This window comes from Burkholderia sp. CCA53 (assembly GCF_001685525.1).
Lineage (GTDB): Bacteria > Pseudomonadota > Gammaproteobacteria > Burkholderiales > Burkholderiaceae > Burkholderia > Burkholderia multivorans.
Window position 1 is genome coordinate 1,176,110 of the sequence record NZ_BDDJ01000002.1, and the last position, 23,242, is coordinate 1,199,351.

At 67.7% G+C, this 23,242-nt stretch carries 25 protein-coding genes; 17 read left to right on the forward strand and 8 right to left on the reverse strand.

Annotated elements, in window-relative coordinates:
• The first annotated feature begins 39 nt into the window (after positions 1–39).
• The 7 genes from catA to BCR55_RS21645 all read left to right on the forward strand — a co-directional run bounded on the left by catA (position 40) and on the right by BCR55_RS21645 (position 6,665).
• On the forward strand, positions 40–975 hold the full coding sequence (gene catA, locus BCR55_RS21615) for a catechol 1,2-dioxygenase (protein ID WP_006412149.1): 936 nt from the start codon (positions 40–42) through the stop codon (positions 973–975).
• A gap of 93 nt (positions 976–1,068) precedes the next feature.
• Complete coding sequence (locus BCR55_RS21620) at positions 1,069–2,427, forward strand: Rieske 2Fe-2S domain-containing protein (protein WP_006412137.1); 1,359 nt, start codon at positions 1,069–1,071, stop codon at positions 2,425–2,427.
• A complete protein-coding gene (benB, locus tag BCR55_RS21625; RefSeq protein ID WP_006397461.1) occupies positions 2,424–2,912 on the forward strand; it encodes a benzoate 1,2-dioxygenase small subunit in 489 nt (162 codons plus the stop codon). The genes BCR55_RS21620 and benB overlap by 4 nt, the downstream gene beginning before the upstream one ends.
• Positions 2,913–2,947: 35 nt before the next feature.
• Positions 2,948–3,976, forward strand: coding sequence for a benzoate 1,2-dioxygenase electron transfer component BenC (gene benC / locus BCR55_RS21630; RefSeq protein ID WP_006407853.1), 1,029 nt, complete (start codon positions 2,948–2,950; stop codon positions 3,974–3,976).
• Entirely contained in the window at positions 3,973–4,749 is a 777-nt protein-coding gene (gene benD, locus BCR55_RS21635) for a benzoate diol dehydrogenase BenD (RefSeq protein ID WP_053298114.1), read from the forward strand. Before benC ends, benD begins: the two co-directional genes overlap by 4 nt.
• A gap of 91 nt (positions 4,750–4,840) precedes the next feature.
• Entirely contained in the window at positions 4,841–5,239 is a 399-nt protein-coding gene (locus BCR55_RS21640) for a RidA family protein (RefSeq protein ID WP_006397454.1), read from the forward strand.
• Positions 5,240–5,318: 79 nt separating this feature from the next.
• Positions 5,319–6,665 carry an MFS transporter gene (locus tag BCR55_RS21645; protein ID WP_065495897.1) on the forward strand — a complete coding sequence of 449 codons (1,347 nt, stop codon included), beginning with the start codon at positions 5,319–5,321 and terminating at the stop codon, positions 6,663–6,665.
• A 24-nt stretch (positions 6,666–6,689) separates the two neighbouring features.
• Here the strand turns inward: BCR55_RS21645 and BCR55_RS21650 are convergent, their stop codons facing one another.
• Positions 6,690–7,640 (reverse strand): LysR family transcriptional regulator, encoded by a 951-nt coding sequence (locus tag BCR55_RS21650; protein WP_006397451.1) that lies wholly within the window; start codon positions 7,638–7,640, stop codon positions 6,690–6,692.
• Positions 7,641–7,939: 299 nt separating this feature from the next.
• Here BCR55_RS21650 and BCR55_RS21655 point away from each other — a divergent pair, with 299 nt between their 5' ends.
• The 3 genes from BCR55_RS21655 (at position 7,940) to BCR55_RS21665 (ending at position 11,010) form a co-directional block, all read left to right on the forward strand.
• Complete coding sequence (locus BCR55_RS21655; RefSeq protein ID WP_006407859.1) at positions 7,940–10,018, forward strand: carbon starvation CstA family protein; 2,079 nt, start codon at positions 7,940–7,942, stop codon at positions 10,016–10,018.
• A gap of 13 nt (positions 10,019–10,031) precedes the next feature.
• Positions 10,032–10,238 (forward strand): YbdD/YjiX family protein, encoded by a 207-nt coding sequence (locus BCR55_RS21660; RefSeq protein WP_006407860.1) that lies wholly within the window; start codon positions 10,032–10,034, stop codon positions 10,236–10,238.
• A gap of 151 nt (positions 10,239–10,389) precedes the next feature.
• Entirely contained in the window at positions 10,390–11,010 is a 621-nt protein-coding gene (locus BCR55_RS21665) for a hemolysin III family protein (RefSeq protein WP_012216244.1), read from the forward strand.
• Between the two features lie 34 nt (positions 11,011–11,044).
• Here the strand turns inward: BCR55_RS21665 and BCR55_RS21670 are convergent, their stop codons facing one another.
• Both BCR55_RS21670 and BCR55_RS21675 read right to left on the reverse strand, forming a co-directional pair.
• A complete protein-coding gene (locus BCR55_RS21670) occupies positions 11,045–11,488 on the reverse strand; it encodes a nuclear transport factor 2 family protein (protein WP_065495899.1) in 444 nt (147 codons plus the stop codon).
• A gap of 128 nt (positions 11,489–11,616) precedes the next feature.
• A complete protein-coding gene (locus tag BCR55_RS21675; RefSeq protein ID WP_065495901.1) occupies positions 11,617–11,970 on the reverse strand; it encodes a DOPA 4,5-dioxygenase family protein in 354 nt (117 codons plus the stop codon).
• A gap of 132 nt (positions 11,971–12,102) precedes the next feature.
• On the opposite strand from BCR55_RS21675, the gene BCR55_RS33560 reads away from it, so the two are divergent.
• From BCR55_RS33560 to BCR55_RS21685, 3 genes are all read left to right on the forward strand, one after another.
• Positions 12,103–12,264 carry a hypothetical protein gene (locus tag BCR55_RS33560; protein WP_244104641.1) on the forward strand — a complete coding sequence of 54 codons (162 nt, stop codon included), beginning with the start codon at positions 12,103–12,105 and terminating at the stop codon, positions 12,262–12,264.
• A gap of 179 nt (positions 12,265–12,443) precedes the next feature.
• Positions 12,444–12,821 carry a hypothetical protein gene (locus BCR55_RS21680; protein WP_065496714.1) on the forward strand — a complete coding sequence of 126 codons (378 nt, stop codon included), beginning with the start codon at positions 12,444–12,446 and terminating at the stop codon, positions 12,819–12,821.
• A 223-nt stretch (positions 12,822–13,044) separates the two neighbouring features.
• The gene (locus tag BCR55_RS21685; protein WP_065495903.1) at positions 13,045–13,533 is read left to right on the forward strand and encodes a hypothetical protein; all 489 of its coding nucleotides are present in this window, start codon (positions 13,045–13,047) and stop codon (positions 13,531–13,533) included.
• Between the two features lie 186 nt (positions 13,534–13,719).
• Here BCR55_RS21685 and hpnH read toward each other — a convergent pair whose 3' ends face one another.
• Both hpnH and ispH read right to left on the reverse strand, forming a co-directional pair.
• Positions 13,720–14,880 carry an adenosyl-hopene transferase HpnH gene (gene hpnH / locus BCR55_RS21690; RefSeq protein WP_006397436.1) on the reverse strand — a complete coding sequence of 387 codons (1,161 nt, stop codon included), beginning with the start codon at positions 14,878–14,880 and terminating at the stop codon, positions 13,720–13,722.
• A 12-nt stretch (positions 14,881–14,892) separates the two neighbouring features.
• Positions 14,893–15,834, reverse strand: a complete 942-nt coding sequence (ispH, locus tag BCR55_RS21695; RefSeq protein WP_006397435.1) for a 4-hydroxy-3-methylbut-2-enyl diphosphate reductase — start codon at positions 15,832–15,834, stop codon at positions 14,893–14,895.
• Between the two features lie 397 nt (positions 15,835–16,231).
• Between ispH and BCR55_RS21700 the strand changes: the two genes are divergently transcribed.
• On the forward strand, positions 16,232–17,419 hold the full coding sequence (locus tag BCR55_RS21700) for a glycosyltransferase (protein WP_045593042.1): 1,188 nt from the start codon (positions 16,232–16,234) through the stop codon (positions 17,417–17,419).
• Positions 17,420–17,517: 98 nt separating this feature from the next.
• Here BCR55_RS21700 and BCR55_RS21705 read toward each other — a convergent pair whose 3' ends face one another.
• Together BCR55_RS21705 and hpnA are read right to left on the reverse strand one after the other, a co-directional pair.
• Complete coding sequence (locus BCR55_RS21705) at positions 17,518–18,936, reverse strand: hypothetical protein (protein ID WP_053298119.1); 1,419 nt, start codon at positions 18,934–18,936, stop codon at positions 17,518–17,520.
• Between the two features lie 108 nt (positions 18,937–19,044).
• Complete coding sequence (gene hpnA / locus BCR55_RS21710) at positions 19,045–20,052, reverse strand: hopanoid-associated sugar epimerase (RefSeq protein ID WP_006407872.1); 1,008 nt, start codon at positions 20,050–20,052, stop codon at positions 19,045–19,047.
• Positions 20,053–20,205: 153 nt separating this feature from the next.
• On the opposite strand from hpnA, the gene BCR55_RS21715 reads away from it, so the two are divergent.
• From BCR55_RS21715 to BCR55_RS21725, 3 genes are all read left to right on the forward strand, one after another.
• Positions 20,206–20,502 (forward strand): acylphosphatase, encoded by a 297-nt coding sequence (locus tag BCR55_RS21715; RefSeq protein WP_006407873.1) that lies wholly within the window; start codon positions 20,206–20,208, stop codon positions 20,500–20,502.
• Between the two features lie 6 nt (positions 20,503–20,508).
• Positions 20,509–21,408 (forward strand): EamA family transporter RarD, encoded by a 900-nt coding sequence (gene rarD / locus BCR55_RS21720; RefSeq protein ID WP_006407874.1) that lies wholly within the window; start codon positions 20,509–20,511, stop codon positions 21,406–21,408.
• A gap of 376 nt (positions 21,409–21,784) precedes the next feature.
• Positions 21,785–22,909, forward strand: a complete 1,125-nt coding sequence (locus BCR55_RS21725; RefSeq protein WP_065495905.1) for an OpgC domain-containing protein — start codon at positions 21,785–21,787, stop codon at positions 22,907–22,909.
• Between the two features lie 76 nt (positions 22,910–22,985).
• Here BCR55_RS21725 and BCR55_RS21730 read toward each other — a convergent pair whose 3' ends face one another.
• Positions 22,986–23,195 carry a hypothetical protein gene (locus BCR55_RS21730; RefSeq protein WP_006407877.1) on the reverse strand — a complete coding sequence of 70 codons (210 nt, stop codon included), beginning with the start codon at positions 23,193–23,195 and terminating at the stop codon, positions 22,986–22,988.
• Positions 23,196–23,242: the final 47 nt, after the last annotated feature.

Genomic DNA, 23,242 nt, shown 5'->3' on the forward strand with positions numbered 1-23,242 from the left:
CCGGTCGATTTTTCCTAAAACACACGTGGAGACACCATCATGAGCGTCAAGGTATTCGATACGAAGGAAGTGCAGGATCTGCTGAAGGCCGCCGCGAACCTGAACGGCGACGCCGGCAATGCGCGCTTTCGCCAGATCGTGCATCGTCTGCTGAGCGACCTGTTCAAGGCGATCGACGATCTCGACATCACGCCCGACGAAGTCTGGGCCGGCGTCAACTATCTGAACAAGCTCGGCCAGGACGGCGAAGCGGCGCTGCTCGCGGCCGGCATCGGGCTCGAGAAGTATCTGGACATCCGGATGGATGCGGCCGACCGCGCGGCCGGCCTCGACGGCGGCACGCCGCGCACGATCGAAGGGCCGCTGTACGTGGCAGGCGCGCCCGTGCGCGACGGCGTCGCGAAGATCGATCTCGACGACGATGCCGACGCGGGCCCGCTCGTGATCCGCGGCACCGTGACGGGCGCCGACGGCAAGCCGCTCGCCGGTGCGCTCGTCGAATGCTGGCACGCGAACTCGAAGGGCTTCTACTCGCACTTCGATCCGACCGGCGCGCAGACCGCGTTCAACCTGCGCGGCGCGGTGCGCACCGATGCCGACGGCAAGTACGAATTCCGCACGCTGATGCCGGTCGGCTACGGCTGCCCGCCGCAAGGCGCGACGCAGCAGCTGCTGAACGGCCTCGGCCGCCACGGCAACCGCCCGGCGCACGTGCACTTCTTCGTGTCCGGCGACGGCCATCGCAAGCTCACGACGCAGTTCAACATCGAAGGCGACCCGCTGATCTGGGACGACTTCGCATACGCGACGCGCGAGGAACTGATTCCGCACGTGGTCGACAAGACCGGCGGCGCCGCGCTCGGCATGAAGAGCGATGCGTACAAGGAAATCGAGTTCGACATCGTGCTGACGCCGCTGCTCGACGGCCGCGACAACCAGGTCGTCCATCGTCCGCGCGCGTCCGCCGACGCGTAACGCCCCGGCGCCGCGGCGGCGCTGCGCCGCGCGGCTCCCCCGACCCCTCTTTCGACACCGATGCACGCCGGCGCGTGCATGGGAGGAACCGCCATGTCCGCCAATTTCGACCAAGCGAACGCACTCGACCAACTGCTGTCGTCCGCCGTACAGGACGACAAGGCTGCCGGCCTGTACCGCTGCCGCCGCGACATCTTCACGAACGACGCGCTGTTCGAGCTCGAGATGAAGCACATCTTCGAGCGCAACTGGGTGTATCTCGCGCACGAAAGCCAGATCCCCGACAACAACGACTACTACACGACATGGATCGGCCGCCAGCCGATCGTGATCACGCGCGACAAGAACGGCGAGCTGCATGCCGTGATCAACGCGTGCGCGCACAAGGGCGCGATGCTGTGCCGCCGCAAGCACGGCAACAAGGGCAGCTTTACGTGCCCGTTCCACGGCTGGACGTTCTCGAACAGCGGCAAGCTGCTGAAGGTGAAGGACGAGAAGACGACCGAGTATCCGGTGCAGTTCAACACGAACGGCTCGCACGACCTGAAGAAGGTCGCGCGCTTCGAGAACTATCGCGGCTTCCTGTTCGGCAGCCTCAATGCCGACGTGCTGCCGCTCGAAGACTATCTCGGCGAAGCGCGCGTGATCATCGACCAGATCGTCGACCAGGCGCCCAACGGCCTCGAAGTGCTGCGCGGCAATTCGTCCTACATCTACGAGGGCAACTGGAAGATGCAGATGGAGAACGGCTGCGACGGCTATCACGTCAGCACCGTTCACTGGAACTACGCGGCGACGATGGGCCGGCGCAAGGAAGACGGCACGAAGGCGGTCGACGCGAACAGCTGGAGCCGCTCGGTCGCCGGCGTGTACGGGTTCGACCACGGCCACATCCTGCTGTGGACGAAGACGATGAACCCGGAAGTGCGTCCCGTCTACCGGCACCGCGACGAGATTCGTGCGCGCGTCGGCGAGGTGCGCGCCGATTTCATCGTGAACCAGACGCGCAACCTGTGCGTGTATCCGAACGTGTTCCTGATGGACCAGTTCAGCACGCAGATTCGCGTCGTGCGGCCGCTCGCCGTCGACAAGACCGAAGTGACGATCTTCTGCTTCGCGCCGAAGGGCGAAAGCGCGGAAGACCGCGCGCTGCGCATCCGCCAGTACGAGGACTTCTTCAACGTGTCGGGCATGGGCACCGCGGACGATCTCGAGGAGTTTCGCGCATGCCAGGCCGGCTATGCGGGCATCACGTCGCTGTGGAACGACCTGTCGCGCGGCGCGCCGCTCTGGATCGAAGGGCCGGACGAGAACGCGACGAAGATGGGGCTGAAGCCGCTGATCTCGGGCGAGCGCAGTGAAGACGAAGGGCTGTTCGTCTGCCAGCACGAATACTGGGTGCGCGTGATGCGTGACGCGCTGAAGCAGGAACGCGAGGAGGCGCTGTCATGAGCTTCGATTACCACACCATCTGCGCGACGCTGTACCGCGAGGCGCGCCTGCTCGACGATCGTCAGTGGGACGAGTGGCTGACCTGCTACACCGACGACGTCACGTACTGGATGCCCGCGTGGGACGACGACGATCGCCTGACGGACGATCACGAAAGCCAGATCTCGCTGATGTACTACCCCGATCGCGGCGGCCTCGAGGATCGCGTGTTCCGCATCAAGACCGAGCGCAGCGGCGCATCGACGCCGGAGCCGCGTACGAGCCACAGCGTGACGAACGTCGAGGTGCTGGCCGAACGCGGCGACGAAGTGGACGTGCGCTACAACTTCCACACGCTCAATCATCGCTACCGCGTCACCGATCATTTCTTCGGCACGATGTTCGTCACGCTGCGCAAGGTCGGCGACGCGCTGCTGATCTCGTACAAGAAGATCGTGCTGAAGAACGACTACATCCGCCAGGTGCTCGACGTCTATCACGTCTGACGCCTGATATCGAAAACGGAATGGAGGAGCGTTCCATGTCCAGCTACAAGATTGCACTGAACTTCGAGGACGGCGTCACGCGCTTCATCGAATGCAAGGCCGGCGAGAAGGTGCTCGATGCGGCATTTCGTGCGCGCATCAACCTGCCGATGGATTGTTCGGACGGCGTGTGCGGCACCTGCAAGTGCCGCGCCGAAAGCGGCCGCTACGACCTCGGCGACGACTACATCGACGACGCGCTGACCGAGGACGAGAAGGACGAAGGCCTCGTGCTCACGTGCCAGATGGTGCCGCAGAGCGACTGCGTGATCGCGGTGCCGACGTCGTCGACGGCGTGCAAGACCGGCAACAGCCGGTTCGCGGCGACCGTCGCGAAGATCGAGCCGCACAACGACGCGGCGATCGTGCTCGAACTCGACATCGACGCGGCCGCCGACGCACCGGTGTTCCTGCCGGGCCAGTACGTGAACATCGACGTGCCGGGCAGCGGCCAGCATCGGTCCTATTCGTTCTCCTCGGCGCCCGGCGAGACGAAGGTCAGCTTCCTGATCAAGAAGATTCCGGGCGGCGTGATGAGCACCTGGCTCGAGGCGGCGCGGCCGGGCGACAAGCTCGACCTGCACGGGCCGCTCGGCAGCTTCTATCTGCGCGACGTGCAGCGGCCGCTGCTGTTCCTGGCAGGCGGCACGGGGCTCGCGCCGTTCCTGTCGATGCTCGAAGTGCTGGCGCGCGCCGGGTCGCAGCAGAAGATCCATCTCGTCTACGGCGTGACGCGCGATCTCGATCTCGTGCAGGTCGACGCGATCGACGCCTACGTCGCGAGGCTGCCGAACTTCAGCTACGCGACGGTGGTCGCCGACGACGCGTCGAGCCACCCGCGCAAGGGCTGGGTCACGCAGCACATTCCGGCCGATGCGCTGAACGACGGCGACGTCGACGTCTATCTGTGCGGCCCGCCACCGATGGTCGACGCGGTGCGCAAGCATTTCGACGACACGGGCGTGAAGCCGAACAGCTTCCACTACGAGAAGTTCACGCCGAACGTGACGGCAAAGGCGGCATGACCATGCAACGATTCGCTGGCAAGACCCTCGTCGTTACCGGCGCCGCGCAGGGAATCGGTCGCGGCGTCGCGCTGCGCGCCGCGGCCGAAGGCGGTCAAGTGCTGTTCGTCGATCGCGCCGAGTTCGTCGCCGACGTGGCGGCCGAAGCGGGCACCGACCGCGCGGCCGGCTTCGTCGCCGATCTCGAAACCTACGAAGGCGCGCGCGCGACGATGGCGTTCGCCGCCAGCCGGTTCGGCGCGATCGACGTGCTGATCAACGGCGTCGGCGGCGCGATCCGGATGCGTCCGTTCGCCGAATTCGAGCCCGCCCAGATCGACGCCGAGATTCGCCGTTCGCTGATGCCGACGCTCTACGCGTGCCACGCGGTGCTGCCGTATCTGCTCGAACGCGGGCGCGGCACGATCGTCAACGTGTCGTCGAACGCGACGCGCGGCATTCGCCGCGTGCCGTACTCGGCCGCGAAGGGCGGCGTCAATGCGCTGACGCAGGCGCTCGCGATGGAATACGGCGAGCACAACATCCGCGTCGTCGCGACGGCGCCGGGCGGCACGACCGCGCCGCCGCGCCGCGTGCCGCGCAATGCGGCCGGCGACAGCAAGCAGGAGCAGGCGTGGATGAGCGAGGCCGTGAAGCAGGTCACCGAATCGACGTTCTTCAAGCGCTACGGCACGCTCGACGAGCAGATCGCGCCGATCCTGTTCCTCGCGTCGGACGAGGCGAGCTACATCACCGGCACCGTGCTGCCCGTCGCGGGCGGCGACAACGGCTGACGCGCACGCGTCATGCACGTACGCGCGCCGTCGAGCGACGGCGCGCATTCCATCATCGCAGCCGGCACATACGCCGGACGAGGAGACATCGATGCAGCAGCGCAAGGCCATCGTGCCCGCAGGAATGGAGGCCGTCTACGAACAGATCGGCTATGCACCGGCGATTCAGGTCGGCGACACGATCTATGTGTCGGGGCAGATCGGGCGCGACCGGTCGATGCAGCTCGTCGACGGCCGCGAGGCGCAGATCGTGCAGGCATTCGAGAATCTGCGCTACGTGCTGGAGGCGGCCGGCGCATCGCTCGCCGACGTCGTCGATCTAACCACATTCCATACCGACATGCGCGATCTGCCGCTGTTCATGCAGGTGCGCAACCGCTACTTCACCGCCGATCCGCTGCCCGCGTGGACGGCGGTCGGCGCGCACATGCTCGGCGGCGCGCCGGGCTATATCGTCGAGATCAAGGCCGTGGCGGTGTTGTCGCGCTGAGTGCGGGGACGGCATTCGACCACGACGGACAAAAACGAACCGGGCCGTCGTCGCGCCCGGACTCAGGAGACTCCCCTCGATGACGGCTTCCGCCACCCGCTCGATCCCCGCGTGGATCGACGATGCGCCGCTCGGCGCGTTCCAGATTCGCGTGCTCGCGCTGTGCGTGCTGATCGCGCTGCTCGACGGCTTCGACACACAGGCGATTGCCTTTACCGGCCCCGCGATTCTCGCGTCGTTCGCGTTGCCGTCCGGCGCGCTCGCGCCGATCCTTACCGCGGGGATCGTCGGCATGACGATCGGCGCGATGACGCTCGGCCTCGTCGGCGATCGCATCGGGCGCCGGCCCGCGATCATGATCGGGCTCGCGCTGTTCGGCGCGGCGACGCTCGCGACCGCGTGGGCGAGCAGTCCGTCGCAGATTCTCGTCCTGCGGTTCATTGCCGGGCTCGGGATGGGCGGCTGTACGCCGGTGCTGCTCGCGCTCGCGGCCGAATACTGCCCCGCGCGGCTGCGCGGCGCCGTGATGACCGGCGTGCTGCTCGGGCTGCCCGCAGGCGCGATGCTCGGCGGGCTGCTGGCCGCGCGGATGCTGCCGGCGATCGGCTGGCAGGGCATTTTCGCGGTGGGCGGCGGCGTGCCGCTCGCGATGCTCGGCGCAGTCGCGCTGCTGCTGCCGGAATCGCTCTGCTATCTGGCATCGCGCGACGATGCGCGTGCACAGCAGCGCGTGCGGGCGACGCTGTCGAAAATCGCGACGCAGCCGCTGCCGGCCGACGTACGCTTCACGGCGCCCGACGAAGCGAGCGCGAAGGCGAGCGTCGGCGCCTTGTTCCGCAACGGCTACGCGCGCCGGACGCTCGGCATCTGGGCCATCTATCTGCTGAACTGGATCGCATGGTTCATGCTGCTGTCGTGGCTGCCGACCGTGCTGAAGGCGGCCGGCCTGACCGCGCAGCAGGCGCCGGTCGGCACCGTGATCGTGAACGCGGTGTTCATCGTCTGCGCGATTCCGCTGTCGATCGTGCTGCCGCGCGTGAACGTGCGCAACCTGCTGTGCGCGATGTTCGCGTTCGGTATCGCGGTCGCGCTCGCGCTCGGCCAGGCCGGCACGAACTGGACGCTCGTGTTCGTGCTCGTCGGCGCGGCCGGCTTCGGGATCGGCGGCCAGCAGATCGCGCTCAACTATCTGATCGTCGGTGCGTATCCGACTGCGCTGCGCGCGACGGCGACAGGCTGGGCGATCGGAATGGGGCGTGCAGGCGCGATTGCGGGCTCGGCGATCGGCGGCACGTTTCTCGCGTGGGGCGCTGCGCCCGGCTTCTTCACCGCGCTGGCGGTGCCGCTCGCGGGTGCCGCGCTCGCCGCGTTCGGGCTGCGTCTCGGCCGCACGCCCGGTGCCGATCTCGCACCGGCGAACCGCTGACGACGCGAACGGGCGTCCGCCCGTTCAGTCCGGCGCCGGCCCGCGCCGCGCCGTCGGTTCGTGCTCCGACGGCGTCATGTATTCCATGCCCTGCTCGTCGTACAGATCGTAGATCAGCTGCAGCATGCGCTCGATGTCCTCGGACTGGTCGAGCATCCGCATGCTCATGATGATCGGCGACACGAGCTTCGCGTCGTCGAGATCCTTGTAGGCGATGTCGTCGCGTTTCAGCCCGTACACGCTCTTCGGCACGATCGACACGCCTTCGCCGGCCGCGACGAGCCCGAGCGCGATCTGCAGCTCGCGCGTCTCGATCACGCGCGCCGGTTTCAGCGAACGGTCGTGGAACGCGGCAAGCACCTGATCGGCATAGCTCGGCCGCGGCGCCTTCGGGAAGATGATCAGCGTTTCCTTCAGCAGATCGTGCAGCGACAGCACCGGCTTCGCGTCGCACAGCGGATGGCCGAGCGGCAGCGCCGCGATCAGCCGCTCCTCGCGCAGCACGACGCGCCGAATGCTCGGATCCTCGAGGCGGATGCGGCCGAATCCGACGTCGATCCGGCCTTCCTTCAGCGCCTTGATCTGATCCATCGTCGACATTTCGTGCAGGCTCAGCTCGACTTCCGCGTATTGCTGGCGATAGCGGCGGATGATCTTCGGCAGCATCCCGTACAGCGTCGAGCCGACGAAGCCGACCGACAGGCTGCGCTCGATCTTGCCGACGCGGCGCGTCATCGATTCGAGTTCGGCGGTTTGCGCGAGCAGCTGCGCCGCATGCTGATAGAAGAAGCGCCCCGTCTCCGTGAGCTTGAGCGGGCGCGAATTGCGTTCGAACAGCTGCACGTCGAGCAGCTGTTCGAGCTGCTGGATCTGCCGGCTCAACGGCGGCTGCGCGATATGCAGGCGTTGCGCGGCGCGCGTGAAGCTGCGCTCCTCGGCGACCGCAACGAAATACCGCAGATGGCGTAGCTCCATGTTTCCTGCCGTCGAAGAGTGGGGCGTTGCGCAAGCCGGCGCGAACGCGCGCCGCGCGCTGGCCGACGTCGTATTTTACGGGCCTCTGCGCGGGACGCGACATGAAGGCCGCATCTACGCGCTACGTATTTCTACGTAGAGGCGGTACGTAGTTGTCCGCTTGTAAGCCATGCGCGCCGCCGGAATACTACGACCCACTGCCCCGGCCGCCCAGGACCGGGGCGCGACGCTTTGACGTCACGTGGGCGCGGTGTGCCGCCGCGCTCAATCGAGAACCAAATAGGAGACTAGGAGACGCCATGAATCGGGCATCCAGCACCCTGATCTGGATCGCGGTCGCGCTGCTAGGCGCGTTCGCGTTCGGAACGATCGCACTCGCACACGGCGAGCGCGTCAGCGCGTTGTGGATCGTGATCGCCGCAGTCTGCGTGTATCTGATCGCATATCGCTTCTACAGCCGCTTCATCGCCAGCAAGGTCATGCAGCTCGACGGCCTGCGGATGACGCCGGCCGTCAAGTACAACGACGGCCTCGACTACGTGCCGACCAACAAGTACGTGCTGTTCGGCCATCACTTCGCCGCGATCGCTGGCGCCGGGCCGCTCGTCGGGCCCGTGCTCGCCGCGCAGATGGGCTATACGCCCGGCATGCTGTGGATCCTGGCCGGCGTCGTGTTCGCCGGCGCGGTGCAGGACTTCATCGTGCTGTTCATCTCGACGCGCCGCGACGGCCGCTCGCTCGGCGATCTCGTCAAGATGGAACTCGGCACGGTGCCCGGCGTGATCGCGCTGTTCGGCGCGTTCCTGATCATGGTGATCATCCTCGCCGTGCTCGCGCTGATCGTCGTGAAGGCGCTGACCAATTCGCCGTGGGGCACGTTCACCGTCGCCGCGACGATTCCGATCGCGCTGTTCATGGGCGTCTATACGCGCTTCATCCGGCCGGGCCGCATCGGCGAAGTGTCGATCATCGGCTTCGTGCTGCTGATGGCGTCGATCGCGTACGGCCAGCACGTGCACGACTCGCCGACGCTCGCCGCCTGGTTCACGTTCAGCGGCACGCAACTCACCTGGATCCTGATCGGCTACGGCTTCATCGCATCGGTGCTGCCGGTGTGGCTGCTGCTCGCGCCGCGCGACTATCTGTCGACGTTCCTGAAGGTCGGCACGATCGTCGGTCTCGCGATCGGCATCCTGATCGTCGCGCCGGAACTGAAGATGCCCGCGCTGACGAAGTTCGTCGACGGCACGGGCCCGGTCTGGTCGGGCAACCTGTTCCCGTTCCTGTTCATCACGATCGCGTGCGGCGCGGTGTCGGGCTTCCACGCGCTGATCTCGTCGGGTACGACGCCGAAGCTGATCGACAACGAAACCAACGCGCGCTTCATCGGCTACGGCGCGATGCTGATGGAATCGTTCGTCGCGATCATGGCGCTCGTCGCCGCGTGCGTGATCGAGCCGGGCATCTACTTCGCGATGAACGCACCGGCCGCCGTGCTCGGCTCGACGCCGGAAGCCGTCGCGAACACCGTCACGCAATGGGGCTTCGTGCTGACGCCCGACATGCTGACGCAGACCGCGAAGGCGGTCGGCGAAACGACGATCATCGCGCGCGCAGGCGGCGCGCCGACGCTGGCGGTCGGGATGGCGCACATCCTGCACCAGGTGATCGGCGGCGAAGCGATGATGGCGTTCTGGTATCACTTCGCGATCCTGTTCGAGGCGCTGTTCATCCTGACGGCGGTCGATGCCGGCACGCGTGCGGGCCGCTTCATGCTGCAGGATCTGCTCGGCACGTTCCATCCGGCGCTCAAGCGCACCGAGTCGCTGCCGGCGAACCTGATCGCGACCGGCCTGTGCGTGGCGGCGTGGGGCTACTTCCTGTATCAGGGCGTGGTCGATCCGCTCGGCGGCATCAACACGCTGTGGCCGCTGTTCGGCATCTCGAACCAGATGCTCGCCGCGATCGCGCTGGTGCTCGGCACCGTCGTGCTGTTCAAGATGAAGCGCGAGCGCTATGCGTGGGTCACGATCGTGCCGACGGCCTGGCTGCTGATCTGCACGCTGACGGCCGGCTGGCAGAAGATCTTCGACGCGAATCCGAAGGTCAGCTTCCTCGCGCACGCGGCGAAGCTGCAGGCGGCAGTCGACGAAGGCAAGGTGCTCGCGCCGGCGAAGTCGATTGCGCAGATGAAGCGGATCATCTTCAACGACTATGTCGATGCCGCGCTCGCGGGGCTGTTCATTCTCGTCGTCGTCAGCATCGCGGTGTACGGGCTGATCGCCGTGCTGCGCGCACGCCGCGAGGCGAAGCCGACCGTGCGCGAGACGCCGTACGAAGCGATGCCGGCCGCGCAGGCGCTCGGCAGCGGACGCTGACGCGGAGGCCGCGATGTTCAGCGATCTCGGCAGCGACCTGCGCAGCGCCGGACGTTATCTCGGGCAGGCGCTGCGGCTGATGGTCGGGCTGCCCGACTACGACACCTATGTCGCGCACATGCGCAGCACGCATCCGGACCGCGAGCCGATGACGTACGAGGAATTCTTCCGCGAGCGTCAGAACGCGCGGTACGGATCCGGCGCGGGGAAGTGCTGCTGAACTGAACCGGCCGGACTCCGGTGATGTCAGTCGAAGGCGCCGTGACGCAAGTCACGGCGCTTTTTCATTGCGCGCGCGGCGCATCGCCGTTGTGCGGCGCCCGGTATCATGGAGCCCGTTCGTATCGAGGAATCGTGCAGGAGGATGGGTCGTGCATGTCGGTGAGCGTTTCAACAGCATTACGCACCTCGTCGGCGCGCTATTGTCGGTCGCGGGGCTGGCGACGCTCGTGACGATGGGCGCACTCGACGGCGACGCTTACAAGGTCGTCAGCTTCAGCGTGTACGGCGCGATGCTGTGCGTGCTCTATGCGATCTCGACGCTCTATCACAGCGTGCGCGATCCGCGCCTGAAGGCGATCCTGCAGAAATGCGACCACGCGGCCATCTATCTGCTGATCGCGGGCAGCTATACGCCGTTTACGCTCGTCACGCTGCGCGGCCCGTGGGGCTGGTCGCTGTTCGGCGTGAGCTGGGGGCTCGCGGTGTTCGGCATCGTGCAGGAGCTGACGCTCGGCCGGCGTACGCGCGTGCTGTCGATGGTGCTGTACGTGCTGATGGGGTGGCTCGCGCTCGTCGCGGTCCGTCCGCTGATTCATGCGTTGCCGCCCGTCGGCACGGCATGGCTCGTCGCCGGCGGCGTGATCTATAGCGTCGGCATCTACTTCTTCATCAACGACGAACGGATTCGCCACGGCCACGGGATCTGGCATCTGTTCGTGCTGGCCGGCAGCCTGTGCCAGTTCGTCAGTGTCGCGATGTATGTCGCGTGAGCGCGGCGCGTGACGCTGCGCGGCGGCGCGACTTTCATCCGCGATCGCGCGCGGCTGCCGCCGCCGTCAACGCCTGGAAGCCGACCCATCCCCAGTACACGCGGTGATGCGCGATCAGCCCGTCGCGAAGATCCATCACTTCGACAAGATCGACCTGATCGCCGTCCGGCGTCGCGCGCGGATATTCCCACGTGAGTTGCCGGCCGTTCGAGAAGAACAGGCCGGTGCGGTACCAGCGTCCGAGCCGATTGCGCGGATTGCGCAGGCCCGCCGCGAAGAACGCGCCGATCGCGGCCTTGCCGTACAGCACGCCTGAACCGTGCGCGGGCAGCGTGGCGACGATCAGCGGCGTTTCGAGCACCGCGTCGTCCGCATACAGCGCCATCAGCGCATCGAGATCGCGAGCAACGACGGCGGCGTGCCAGTCGTCGTGAATGCGCCGGGCGCAGGCGTCGGCATCGGCATCGGATGGAGTCATCGCGGGTTCCTCGAAAGATCGGTGACGAAGGAGGCCCACTGTATCGACGCTGCGCCGACGGACGTTTCAACGCAAACCGAAATGTCGACGAAGCCGACATGCCGTCGGCGCCGCGCGATGCGCGATGCCTATCGCGCCAGCGCGTCGAGATTCAGCGCATACGACTTCCCGATCCACACCGCCGAATCGCGATGGTCGCGCAGATCGTCGCCGGTATTCGGGTGCAGGAAGATATCGAGCGCACCGTGATTCAGCACGAGCCACGGCACGATCTCGTCGAACTGCGCGGGGCCGAACGCGATCTGGTACGACCATGCCGGATGCGGCCCGACCGGGCGTTCGTGAAAGCGGCCGAGCTCGATGATCGCGCCGAAGCGTGCTTCGATGGTCTGACGAAACGTCCATGCCGCGTCGCGGCTGGCGGCATCGAAGTAGACGTGCGCGTGCCAGTTCCGGATGGCATTGACGTCGATGAAATCCATGGAAAGACCCGAAGAAAAGTAGAACCTGCATGATGCGCCGCATGAAGCGGCGCGATACGTCATTATCGCGCGCACGCGTCGGGCGTGGCGCGTCGTGGCGAGCAAGTGCTTGTCGGATATCGAAAAGGCGCGATGCAAGTGCAGGATTTTTCGCGCGGCCGTCACGTGCGGCGCATCGCCGGCAACGATCCGCGCGGCTTCCTTCCTGGCATCGGCAACATGTCGTTACGCAAATTGAAAAAAAGCCGCGCGCGCCGCGCGAAACTGCCGCGCAAAACGCGATCAGGTAATTGAATGGAATAAGGAAATTCCATTCCGGCGCGATTCTCGAATGCGGCCGGTTTCAGCCTGAACACCCGACCCGAAAATATCAATTGCGGATTCGGCTATTCAAGCGGGGCAGTGCGCGGCATACGATGGTTTCGACGCATCGCGACGATCGATGCGGAAACAACTATCTCGAGGACACCACCATGCGATCTCTCGTATCCGCTGCCGTTCTGTCCGGCGCACTCGTTGCGCTGCCCGCCGTCGCTTTCGCGCAGTCCGCCGGTGCCGACTGGTCGCCGAACGCCACGCATCTGACCTGGTCCGCGGCACGCGCGGAAACCGACGCGCAGCTGATGCAGATGACGCGCGCCGGCTACCGCGCGACGACGGCCGGCAACCAGAACTATCCGCTCGCCATGCAGCGCGCGCTCGAACGCGTGCGCAACCCGGTGCCGGACCGCTCGGCCGAAGAGAAGGCCGCGATGCAGGCGCGCGCGGCGCGCGACGCGCAGACGGGTCATCCGGTCAGGGCGTTCTTCCTGAAGACCGCGTATTACCTGAAGGGCGAGAACACGTTCTGATGCAGGAGGCGAGCATGGGATGCATGAACCGATCTCCGGACGTCGTACGTGCATCGGCACTGCGTCGGCTGCCGGCCGTGCGCCCGGCGTCGCAAAGGCTGGATCCGCACGGCGCGTGGCGGCGTCCGCCCGGCCATCGCGGTGCGAGCCGCGGCGCCTGCGCGTGCCGAACCGGATTGCCCGATGTGAGCGCGGACGACGATCCGCGAAGCGAGCGCGAATCATGAAGGCCAGGAAGAAAACCCGTCGCCACGCGCCGCTGACGCGCGAGTGGCTGTTGCCGCTGCCGCCCGCGTACGCGCGCGACATTTCCCTCAAATGCCACATGGCGCTCGTCGCGCTGCGCGGCGAGCACGGCAGCGAAGCGCTGCTGCTGCGCTTGCGCACGAGTCTCTACCTCGTGTTCCTGGCACTCGACGACCTGACCTGCGCGGACGCGAGCGTCGATCTCTGCGTCGACGCGGAACGCGCGCTCGGCGCGAGCACGGCGCGCGCCGAGCAGCGCGGCGCATGGACGCTGACCGACGACGAAGGGGCGTTGCTCGAGCGCGTGCTTGCCGCGAACGACGCCTGTGTCGACTCGCTGTCGCGATATCGGCTGGCGGAGCTGTGGCGGCATGTCTGCGCGTTTGTGGCGAGCGGCCAGCCGAAGCTGATCGAGCATGCGGCCGCGCGGATGCGGATACATCGCACAGAGGCACTGGCCGCCTAGCGGCCGCGCACCGAGGCAGGTAGGAGGGGACAGGGCCGACCGCGCGTTCTCGCGGCTGCCGACGCGAGCGCGCACCGGCAAGACGCGGCCCAAAACGAAAGCGCCACGGAGTGGCATTCACTCCGTGGCGCTTCTATTCCTGCCTGCAAGCGCGGAGGCCGGGCCTCCGCATCGCGTGACAGTCGCTCAGGCCGCCGTGGCCGGCTTCGCCGGCTTTTGCAGCTTGCCCTTGCCGGCGCGCTGGATTTCCTCGAGCTTGATCTCGACGTGGCGCGAGAACACGTACTCGGCCGGACGCTGCTTCGCGATCGAGATGTCCGGTGCGAACGGGCCGTCGGTGCGCACGCCCTTGCGGCTCACCGCGAACGCCTTCAGCGGATGCGCGATGGTGTCCATCACGGCGGTCGCCTCGAAGCCGCAGTGGACCATGCAGTCCGCGCACTTCTCGTAGTTGCCGACGCCGTAGCTGTCCCAGTCGGTCGTTTCCATCAGTTCCTTGAAGGTCTTCACGTAGCCTTCACCGACCAGATAGCACGGCTTCTGCCAGCCGAACACGGTACGCGCCGGGTTGCCCCACGGCGTGCACTTGTACGTCTGGTTGCCGGCCAGGAAGTCGAGGAACAGCGACGACTGGCTGAACGACCAGCGCTTGCCGCCTTCGCCGCGCTTGAGGATTTCGCGGAACAGGTTCTTCGTCTTGTCGCGGTTCAGGAAGTGCTGCTGATCCGGCGCGCGCTCGTATGCATAGCCCGGCGACACCGTGATGCCGTCGACGCCGATCGGCTTGAGCGTATCGAAGAACTTCGCGACGCGCTCCGGAATCGCATCGTTGAACAGCGTGCAGTTGATGTTCACGCGGAAGCCGCGGCGCTTCGCTTCCTTGATCGCCGCGACGGCCTTGTCGTACACGCCTTCCTGCGACACCGAGTGGTCGTGCATCTCCTTGTCGCCGTCGAGGTGGACCGACCAGACGAAATACGGGCTCGGCTGGTAGTCGTCCATCTTCTTTTCCATCAGCAGCGCGTTCGTGCACAGGTACACGAACTTCTTGCGCTTCATGATGCCCTTGACGATTTCCGGCATCTCCTTGTGGAGCAGCGGTTCGCCGCCGGCGATCGACACGACCGGCGCGCCGCACTCGTCGACGGCCTGCAGGCATTCCTCGACGGACAGGCGCTGGTTCAGGATCGGATCCGGATAATCGATCTTGCCGCAGCCGTTGCACGCGAGGTTGCAGCGGAACAGCGGCTCGAGCATCAGCGCGAGCGGATAGCGTTTGTTGCCGGACAGGTGTTGGCGCATGATGTACGCGCCGACGCGGACTTGCTGGAGCAGCGGAATAGACAAGAGTTGTCCTCCTTAAACTTCGCGGGCGACAGCTTGCATGAGCTTCGCCGGCAGCTTGAATTCGACTTTTTCTTCACGGCCCGCCATCGTCGTGACCTCGACGGGCCCCAGCGCGCGCAGCGCGCCGATCACATCCTCGACCATCTCTTCGGGCGCCGACGCACCGGCGGTCAGCCCGACCGTCTGCACGCCTGCGAACCATTCGGCCTTCACTTCCGAGCCGTCGGCGACCAGGTAGCTCGGCACGCCGCTTTCGGTGCCGATCTCGCGCAGCCGGTTCGAATTCGAACTGTTGGTCGCGCCGACGACGAGCAGCACGTCGACTTGCCCGCTCAGCTCGCGCACGGCGGCCTGGCGGTTTTGCGTCGCGTAGCAGATGTCGCGCGTGTCCGGGCCGACGATGTCGGTGAACCGGCGCTGCAGCGCTTCGATGATGCCGCGCGTGTCGTCGACCGACAGCGTCGTCTGCGTCACGTACGCAACCGGCGTGTCGACCGGCAGCGTCAGCGTATCGACTTCCGCTTCACTTTGCACGAGGATCACCTCGGCCGGAATCTGCCCGATCGTGCCCTCGACTTCCGGATGCCCGGCGTGGCCGATCAGGATCAGCCGGCGGCCGGCCGCCACGTACTGTCGGCCCTGCACGTGCACTTTCGTGACGAGCGGGCAGGTGGCGTCGAGCACGTCGAGGCCGCGCGTCTGCGCGTCGCGCTCGACCGTCTGGGCGACGCCGTGCGCGCTGAAGATCGCGACGGCGCCATGCGGCACCTCGTCGAGTTCCTCAACGAATCGTGCCCCTTTATTACGCAGATTTTCGACGACGTGCCGGTTGTGGACGATTTCATGACGCACATAAACCGGCGCGCCGTGCTGTTGCAGCGCGCGATCGACGATCTCGATCGCGCGGACAACCCCCGCACAAAAGCCGCGAGGCTGGGCAAGGATGACTCGCATAGGTGAGCGAACTCCGACGACAGAAACGGGGTTCGAGGAGTTGGCACTTCAGCTCGATTGCCCCGGCTTGATGTTATGAAGGCAGGAACGACCGGCCCGGTCAGGCCCCGGAACCCCGAATTAATCGCGCATTTTAACCCTATCGGCCGGTCCTTGCTTTGGTGCCGTATTTGCCGTGTTGCAATCCCGGCACGGGTGCGTCGGCGCCCGTGCGCGCGGAACCCAGTAAACTACGCGGTTTCGCGGGCTGCCCGTCCGGCCGCCCGGCGTCGCGCTCATTTCAAGGCCTTTCGATGACCGTCGATTTTTCCGCGTATTGCCTGCTCGCCCGTGCGGTTTCGGGCGCTATTCCGACCCTGATTGAACGCTCCGGTGCGCGCCGGCAGGAGACGTGCCGATGATGCTGGCGATCGCATTCCTGCTGTCCGGCCTGTCGCTCGCGATCTGGATCGTGCTGCTCGTCGCGCGCGGCGGTTTCTGGCGCGCGCAGCCGGCGCGTCCGCTGCCGCCCGAGGCGCGCGGCGCGGCCGCGGACGCCGGCTGGCCGGCCGTCGTCGCGGTCGTGCCGGCGCGCAACGAAGCCGACGTGATTGCGCGCGCCGCGACGTCGCTGCTCGAGCAGGACTATCCGGGCGACTTTCACCTGATCATCGTCGACGATCACAGCGACGACGGCACCGCGGACGCCGCGCGCGCGGCCGCGCTGGCCGCGAACCGCGCGGACCGGCTGACCGTGCTGAGCGCGAAGCCGCTGCCGGCCGGCTGGTCGGGCAAGGTGTGGGCGCAGTCGCAGGGGATCGCGGCGGTGCGCACGCTCGGGCTGCCGGCCGACTATCTGCTGCTGACGGATGCCGACATCGGCCACCCGCCCGACGCCGTCGCGCAGCTTGTCACGCGCGCGCAGGCCGAGCAGCGCGATCTCGTGTCGCTGATGGTGCGGCTGCGCTGCGACTCGTTCTGGGAAAAGGCGCTGATCCCGGCGTTCGTGTTCTTCTTCGCGAAGCTCTATCCGTTCTCGTGGATCAACAATCCGCGCAACAAGACGGCCGGCGCCGCAGGCGGCTGCATGCTCGTGAAGCGCACGGCGCTCGAGGAAGCGGGCGGCATCGAGTCGATCCGCGGCGCGCTGATCGACGATTGCAGCCTCGCCGCGCAGATCAAGCATCGCGGCAGCGGCCGCCATCCGATCCGCCTCGATCTCGCCGATCGCAGCGTGTCGCTGCGCCCGTACGACAGCTGGCGCGACATCTGGAACATGATCGCGCGCACGGCGTTCACGCAGCTCCACTATTCGCCGTGGCTGCTGGCCGGCACGCTCGTCGGGATGACGATCATCTATCTGGTGCCGCCCGTCGCCGCGCTCGCGTACGGCGCGCGCGCCTGGCCCGCATGGCTCGCATGGGCGTCGATGTGCGCCGCATACGCGCCGATGCTGCGCTACTACCGGCGCTCGCCGCTGTGGGCGCCCGCGCTGCCGCTCGTCGCCGCGTTCTACGTCGGCGCGACGTTCGCGTCCGCGTGGCGCTACTGGCGCGGCAAGGGCGGCCAGTGGAAGGCGCGCGTGCAGGCACCGGTCGAACGCTGATACCGGCCGGCGCCGCATGCAGTGGCGCCGAACGACAAACGGCCCGACCGGCATGCCGCCGGTCGGGCCGTGTTGCATTCAGGCGCCGCGTGCGGCGCTCAGCGCTGCGTGAGCAGCATGTACATCTGGATCACGACGTCCGGCGAGAACGTGAACGGCACCCAGCCGTAGCCGGTGTGACGCATGACCAGCAGCCGATCGCCGTTCGACTGCTTCTGCACGGCCATCATCGGATTCTTCGTCGACACGAAGCGCCAGCCCGGCGGGATGCCGTTCGGCGGCTCCGGCTGCATCGACGCGCGCGCATGCGCGAGTTCCTCGATCAGCTGACCGAGCTGCTCCGGATGCAACGTCATCGATTCGCCGTTGATCGTCAGCGTCAGTTCGTTCTGCGTCGGCCGCGAGACGTGCAGCGTCGATTTGTCGGCGGGTGCGGGCGCCGCATTCGGGGCGGCTTCGGCGACGGGGACGACTGCGGTGCCGCGTTCCGTCGCTGCGTCGGCTTCGGTTTCCGCTTCAGTTGCGGGCGGCGTGGCGGCGTTCGCCGACGTTGCGTCGGTCGTATTCGCGTCATTCGCCTCTTGTGCATCGCGCACGTCGTGCGCCACCGCGTCGGCCGACGGCGCCTGCGCTGCCGCGTCCGCACCGGTTTCCGCTGCCGACGCATCGGTCGACATCGCATCCTTCATCACGGCTTCGACGAGCGCTTCGGCATCGGCGATCGCCTTCGCATGGCGTTGCGCCGCGGCTTCGGCGTTCGCGATCGCTTCGGTATGGCGCTGCGCGACGGCCTGCGCTTCCGCCGTCGCGTCCGCATGGCGGCGCGCGGCCGCTTCGGCCTCCGCGATCGCTTCCGCATGACGTTTCGCGAGCGCCTCGGCCTCCGCCGTGGCCTGGGCGTGGCGCTGCGCGGCCGCTTCCGCTTCGGCGATCGCCTGCGCGTGACGTTGCGCGAGCGCTTCGGCCTCGGCGGTGGCCGCCTCGGCTTCGGCCGTCGCTTCCGCGTGACGCTTCGCGGCGGCTTCCGCTTCGGCGCTCGCCGCTGCGTGACGCTGGGCGGCAGCCTCCGCTTCGGCCGCGGCGGCATGATGACGTTGTGCGGCGGCTTCCGCTTCGGCGATCGCGGCAGCATGGCGCTGCGATGCGGCTTCGGCATCGGCGTGACGTTGCGCCAGCGCTTCGGTCAGCGCAGTCGCTTCGGCGTGCCGCTGCACGGCGGCTTCGGCCTGTGCGGCGGCATCGGTGTGGCGCCGCGCAGCGGCTTCGGCTGCGGCGGTCGCTTCGGCGTGGCGTTTCTGCGCGGCTTCCGCTTCGGCTGCCGCATCGAGATGGCGCTGTGCGGCGGCCTGCGCTTCGGCTTCGGCCGCCGCGTGACGCTGCGCAGCCGCCTGGGCCTCGGCCGCGGCGGCGCGCGCGAAGGCTTCCGCGCTGCGGGCCGCCTGTTGCGCAGCGTGGTGATCGTGGAGGAGCTGATCGACGCCGGTGTTGAGTGCATCGATCTGGTCGTTCAGGTTCATGCGTGCTTTCTCTACGTAGGACCCGCGATTTTACCCGCTGAGCCGCCCGCGGTCCGCGCATCACGTGTAACAAAGTCCGCAATCCGGCGCGCTGCGCGCCGCTTTGTGCTACTTCAGGTAGCCCGCGCCGCGGAACCAGTCGAGCGCGTCGCGCAGCCCGTCGCGGTACGGCCGCGCGCGGTAGCCGAGTTCGCGTTCGGCCTTCGCGGACGTGAAATACATCTTGTTCTTCGACATCCGCAGCCCGTCGACCGTGACGAACGGCTCCTTCTTCGTGAACTTCGCGACCGCCTCGGCGCCGACCGCGAGCGGGTACAGCGGCCAGCGCGGCAGCGCGATCGTCGGCGCCTTGCGGCCCGTCATCTGCGCGATGTCGGCGAGCATTTGCTGCAGCGGCAGGTTCTCGCCGCCCAGGATGTAGCGCTCGCCGATCCGGCCGCGCTCGAGCGCGAGGAAATGGCCGTGCGCGACGTCGTCGACGTGCACGAGGTTCAGCCCCGTATCGACGAACGCCGGAATCTTGCCGAGCGCGGCCTCGACGATGATGCGGCCGGTCGGCGTCGGCTTCACGTCGCGCGGGCCGATCGGCGTCGACGGGTTGACGATCACCGCCGGCAGCCCTTCGTCGGCGATCATCCGCTCGACCGCGCGCTCGGCGAGCACCTTGCTGCGCTTGTACACGCCGATCGCCTGCTCGGGCGTCAGCGGCCGGTTCTCGTCGGCCGGATCGCCGGCGCTCGTGACCTTCAGCGTCGCGACGCTGCTCGTATAGACGATCCGTTCGACGCCTTCGGCGCGCGCGGCGCGCATCGTCGCGACGGCGCCTTCGAGGTTCGCGCGCTCGATCTCGTGCGGGTCCGGCGCCCACAGCCGGTAGTCGGCCGCGACGTGCAGCAGGTAGCGCACGCCGCGCAGCGCGGCGCGCATCGACGTCTCGTCGCGCATGTCGCCGGTGACGATCTCGGCGTCGAGATCGGCGACGTTCGTGCGCGGGCTCGTCGGGCGCACGAGCACGCGCACCGCATAGCCTTTCTGCTGCGCGATGCGCGCGACGGCCGAGCCGACGAAACCGGACGCGCCGGTGACCAGAACGAGATCGCGGGAGGTATCAGTCATGCCATTCCTTCTTGGCCGCGCGCGAACGGCGCGGCGGTTGAGCGTCGGCGAGATTGTACGTGTTCGGCGCGCGCGGCGGCCGGCCGCACCCGTGTGAGAACGGGCCGACGCGACTACAATGCCGGGCTTGGATGCAACTGGAGGGGCGACGCGATGAACCGCGATGAGCTGGACGAACGGATCGAGACCTACTACGTGCGCGTGCGCGGCGTCGTGCAGGGCGTCGGCTTCCGTCACGCGACGGTGCGCGAGGCGCACGCGCTGAAGCTGCGCGGCTGGGTCAGCAACCTCGAGGACGGCAGCGTCGAGGCGATGATCCAGGGCCCCGGCGCCCAGATCGACCGGATGCTGGCGTGGCTGCGGCACGGGCCGCCGGCCGCGCGCGTGACCGAAGTGACGTTCGAGGAACGGCAGACCGACAAGCGCTTCGAGCGCTTTCAGCAGCAGTAAGCGCACGTGACGGGGTATCCGGAGGCCGGGCGCGGCGTGATGTTGTCGGTGGCGGCGTCGACGCTGTTCGCGCTGATGTCCGCGTATGCGAAATGGCTGGTGCCGCTCACGGGCCTCGACATTTTCGCGTGGCGCGTGCTCTGGACCGCGCCCGGTGCGCTCGCGCTGATCGCGCTGCGCGGCCGCTGGCCGGCGCTCGCCGAACTGCTCGCGCGCAGCGTGCGCGACTGGCGGCTGCTCGTCGCGCTGCCCGTCACCGCAGCGCTGCTCGGGCTGCAGCTGTGGCTGTTCCTGTGGGCGCCGCTGCACGGGCGCATGCTCGAGGTGTCGCTCGGCTACTTCTTGCTGCCGCTGACGATGGTGCTCGTCGGCCGCTTCTACTATCACGAACGGCTCGATCCGCTGCAGTGGGCGGCCGTCGCCTGCGCGGCGCTCGGCGTTGCGCACGAAGTGTGGGCGACGCGCGCGTTCGCGTGGCCGACGCTCGTCGTCGCGCTCGGCTATCCGCCGTATTTCGTGCTGCGCCGGCGCATCAACGCCGATTCGCTGGCCGCGTTCGCGGTCGAGATCGTGCTGCTGTGTCCGATCGCGATCGCGATGGTCGCGACGAGCGGCACGCCGGTCGCGCCGCATCCGCTGCTGTGGTCGACGCTGCTGCCGGGGCTCGGCGTGCTCAGCACGCTTGCGCTCGCGAGCTATCTGAAGGCGAGCCGGATGCTGCCGATGGCGCTGTTCGGCATCCTCGGCTATGTCGAGCCCGTGCTGCTCGTCGCCGTATCGCTGTTGCTGCTCGGCGAGACGCTGACGGTCGCGAAGCTCGCGACGTACGGGCCGATCTGGGTCGCGGTCGCGTTGACCGCATGGCACAGCGCGATGCTGATGCGACGCCTGCCGGCGCGTACCTGAGCGAGCGTCGCGCCGACGCGGGTCGCCTCAAACGCACCTCGCTCGACACACCTCACGCGCGATTCTGACCGTCGCCCGTCGTCGCGCTGACGCCAAACTGGCCGCGTTGCCAGCTTCATGCAAGCGATATCGCCCCTGTAATGCAACCGAAGATTCGGTTGCACTTTGTTACTTAGGGCAGTTCCGGGACGGCTATTAGACTGACCTGACCGTCTTTCTTCGTATGCAGTGCTCCAATGAACGGTCGTCTCCGTGCCCGCCTTGCCGGGTCGGCGCGATACGGGCATACGCGTATCGCCGCCGGCCGCGCTCGGCTTCCTGTTTCGCCTTCCGTTTTGTCCGGCACCGCGCGTGCCCATCCCGTGCAGGTGCGCTCATGTCGATGAAAGCGCCGCCTTCCGCTGCCGTGTCGTGGCCGCGCAGCGGCCGTCTCATCGAAGTCGACTTCTTCCGCGGGATCGTGCTGCTGATGATCGTCGTCGATCACATCGGCGCGAGCGTGCTGTCGCGCGTGACGCTGCACGCGTTCGCGCTGTGCGATGCGGCCGAGGTGTTCGTGTTCCTCGGCGGCTTCGCGACGGCGAGCGCGTACGGCGCGATCGCCGAACGGCAGGGCGCGCGCGCCGCGCAGCGGCGCTTCGTGCGGCGCGCGATGCAGATCTACCGCGCGTTTCTCGCGACGTCGACGCTGATGCTGGTCGTGTCGGCGGTGCTCGACCATTACGGGATCGACTCGCCGAACCTTGCGCTCGACGACGTCAGCGTGATGCTCGCGTCGCCGCTCACGGGCCTCGCCGAACTGCTGACGTTCCAGCGCCAGCCGTATCTCGCGTCGGTGCTGCCGATGTACGTGCTGTTCGCGCTCGCGTCGCCGGTGCTCGTGCCGTTCGCGCGCCGCCATCCGTGGCCGCTCGTCGTGCTGAGTGTCGCATCGTGGCTGGCGGCCGGCTGGCTCGGGCCCGAACTGCTCGATACCGACGGATTCCGCTGGAGCTTCAATCCGTTTGCGTGGCAGCTGATGTTCGTCGCGGGCGTGCTCGCGCGCTGCCAGCCGTTCTACCGGCGCGTCGCGCTCGGCCGCTGGGGCGCCGCGGCGACCGGCCTCGCCTGCGCGGTCGTGCTCGGCTGCGCGAGCTACAAGCTGTTCTCGGGCCTGCCGGTGCCCGAAGGCGTGCTCAAGCGCGATCTCGCGCTGCCGCGCGTCGTCAGCTTCGCGGCCGTGGCGTGGCTGATGGCGGACTGGGTGCGCTACGGCTGGATCGCGCGCGTCGCGCAGGCCGTACGGCCCGTCGTCGCGGTCGGGCAGCGCGGACTGATCTGCTTCGTCGCGGGCGCGGCGATCTCGCTCGTCATCGACTCGCTGCTGCACCCGGTCGCGGGGAGCGCCGAGCTGCGGCACATCGGCGTGGGCCTCGCGGCCGACGCGTGTGCGCTCGGGCTGATGATGGCGGTGGCCGGTTCGGGCGCGTGGATTTCGCGGCGGCGCACGGCTGCCGCGTGATGCGGCGCGCGCGCGGGCGCGGGTGGAGGCAAAAAAGTGGGGGCCGGCACCGGCGCCGGCGTGCACGCTTCGCGTCTCAGTGACGCTGGACGATGCGCGTGCGCGGATCGACGGTCGGATCGTCGGCTTCGGTCTCGTCGTTGTCGCCGGGCGTCGCCCGGTCGTCCTGCTGCGCGAGCACCGCATCGGCTTCGGCTGCCGCGCGCGCGGCGCGCAGTGCGGTGCAGCGCTGCGCACGCCGGATGTCGGACAGCATTCTCAGCAGCCGCGTCGTCTTGCTTTTCATGGGCCTTCTCCCGCCGGCGCGCACCTCGGGGGATGCGCCGCTTGCAA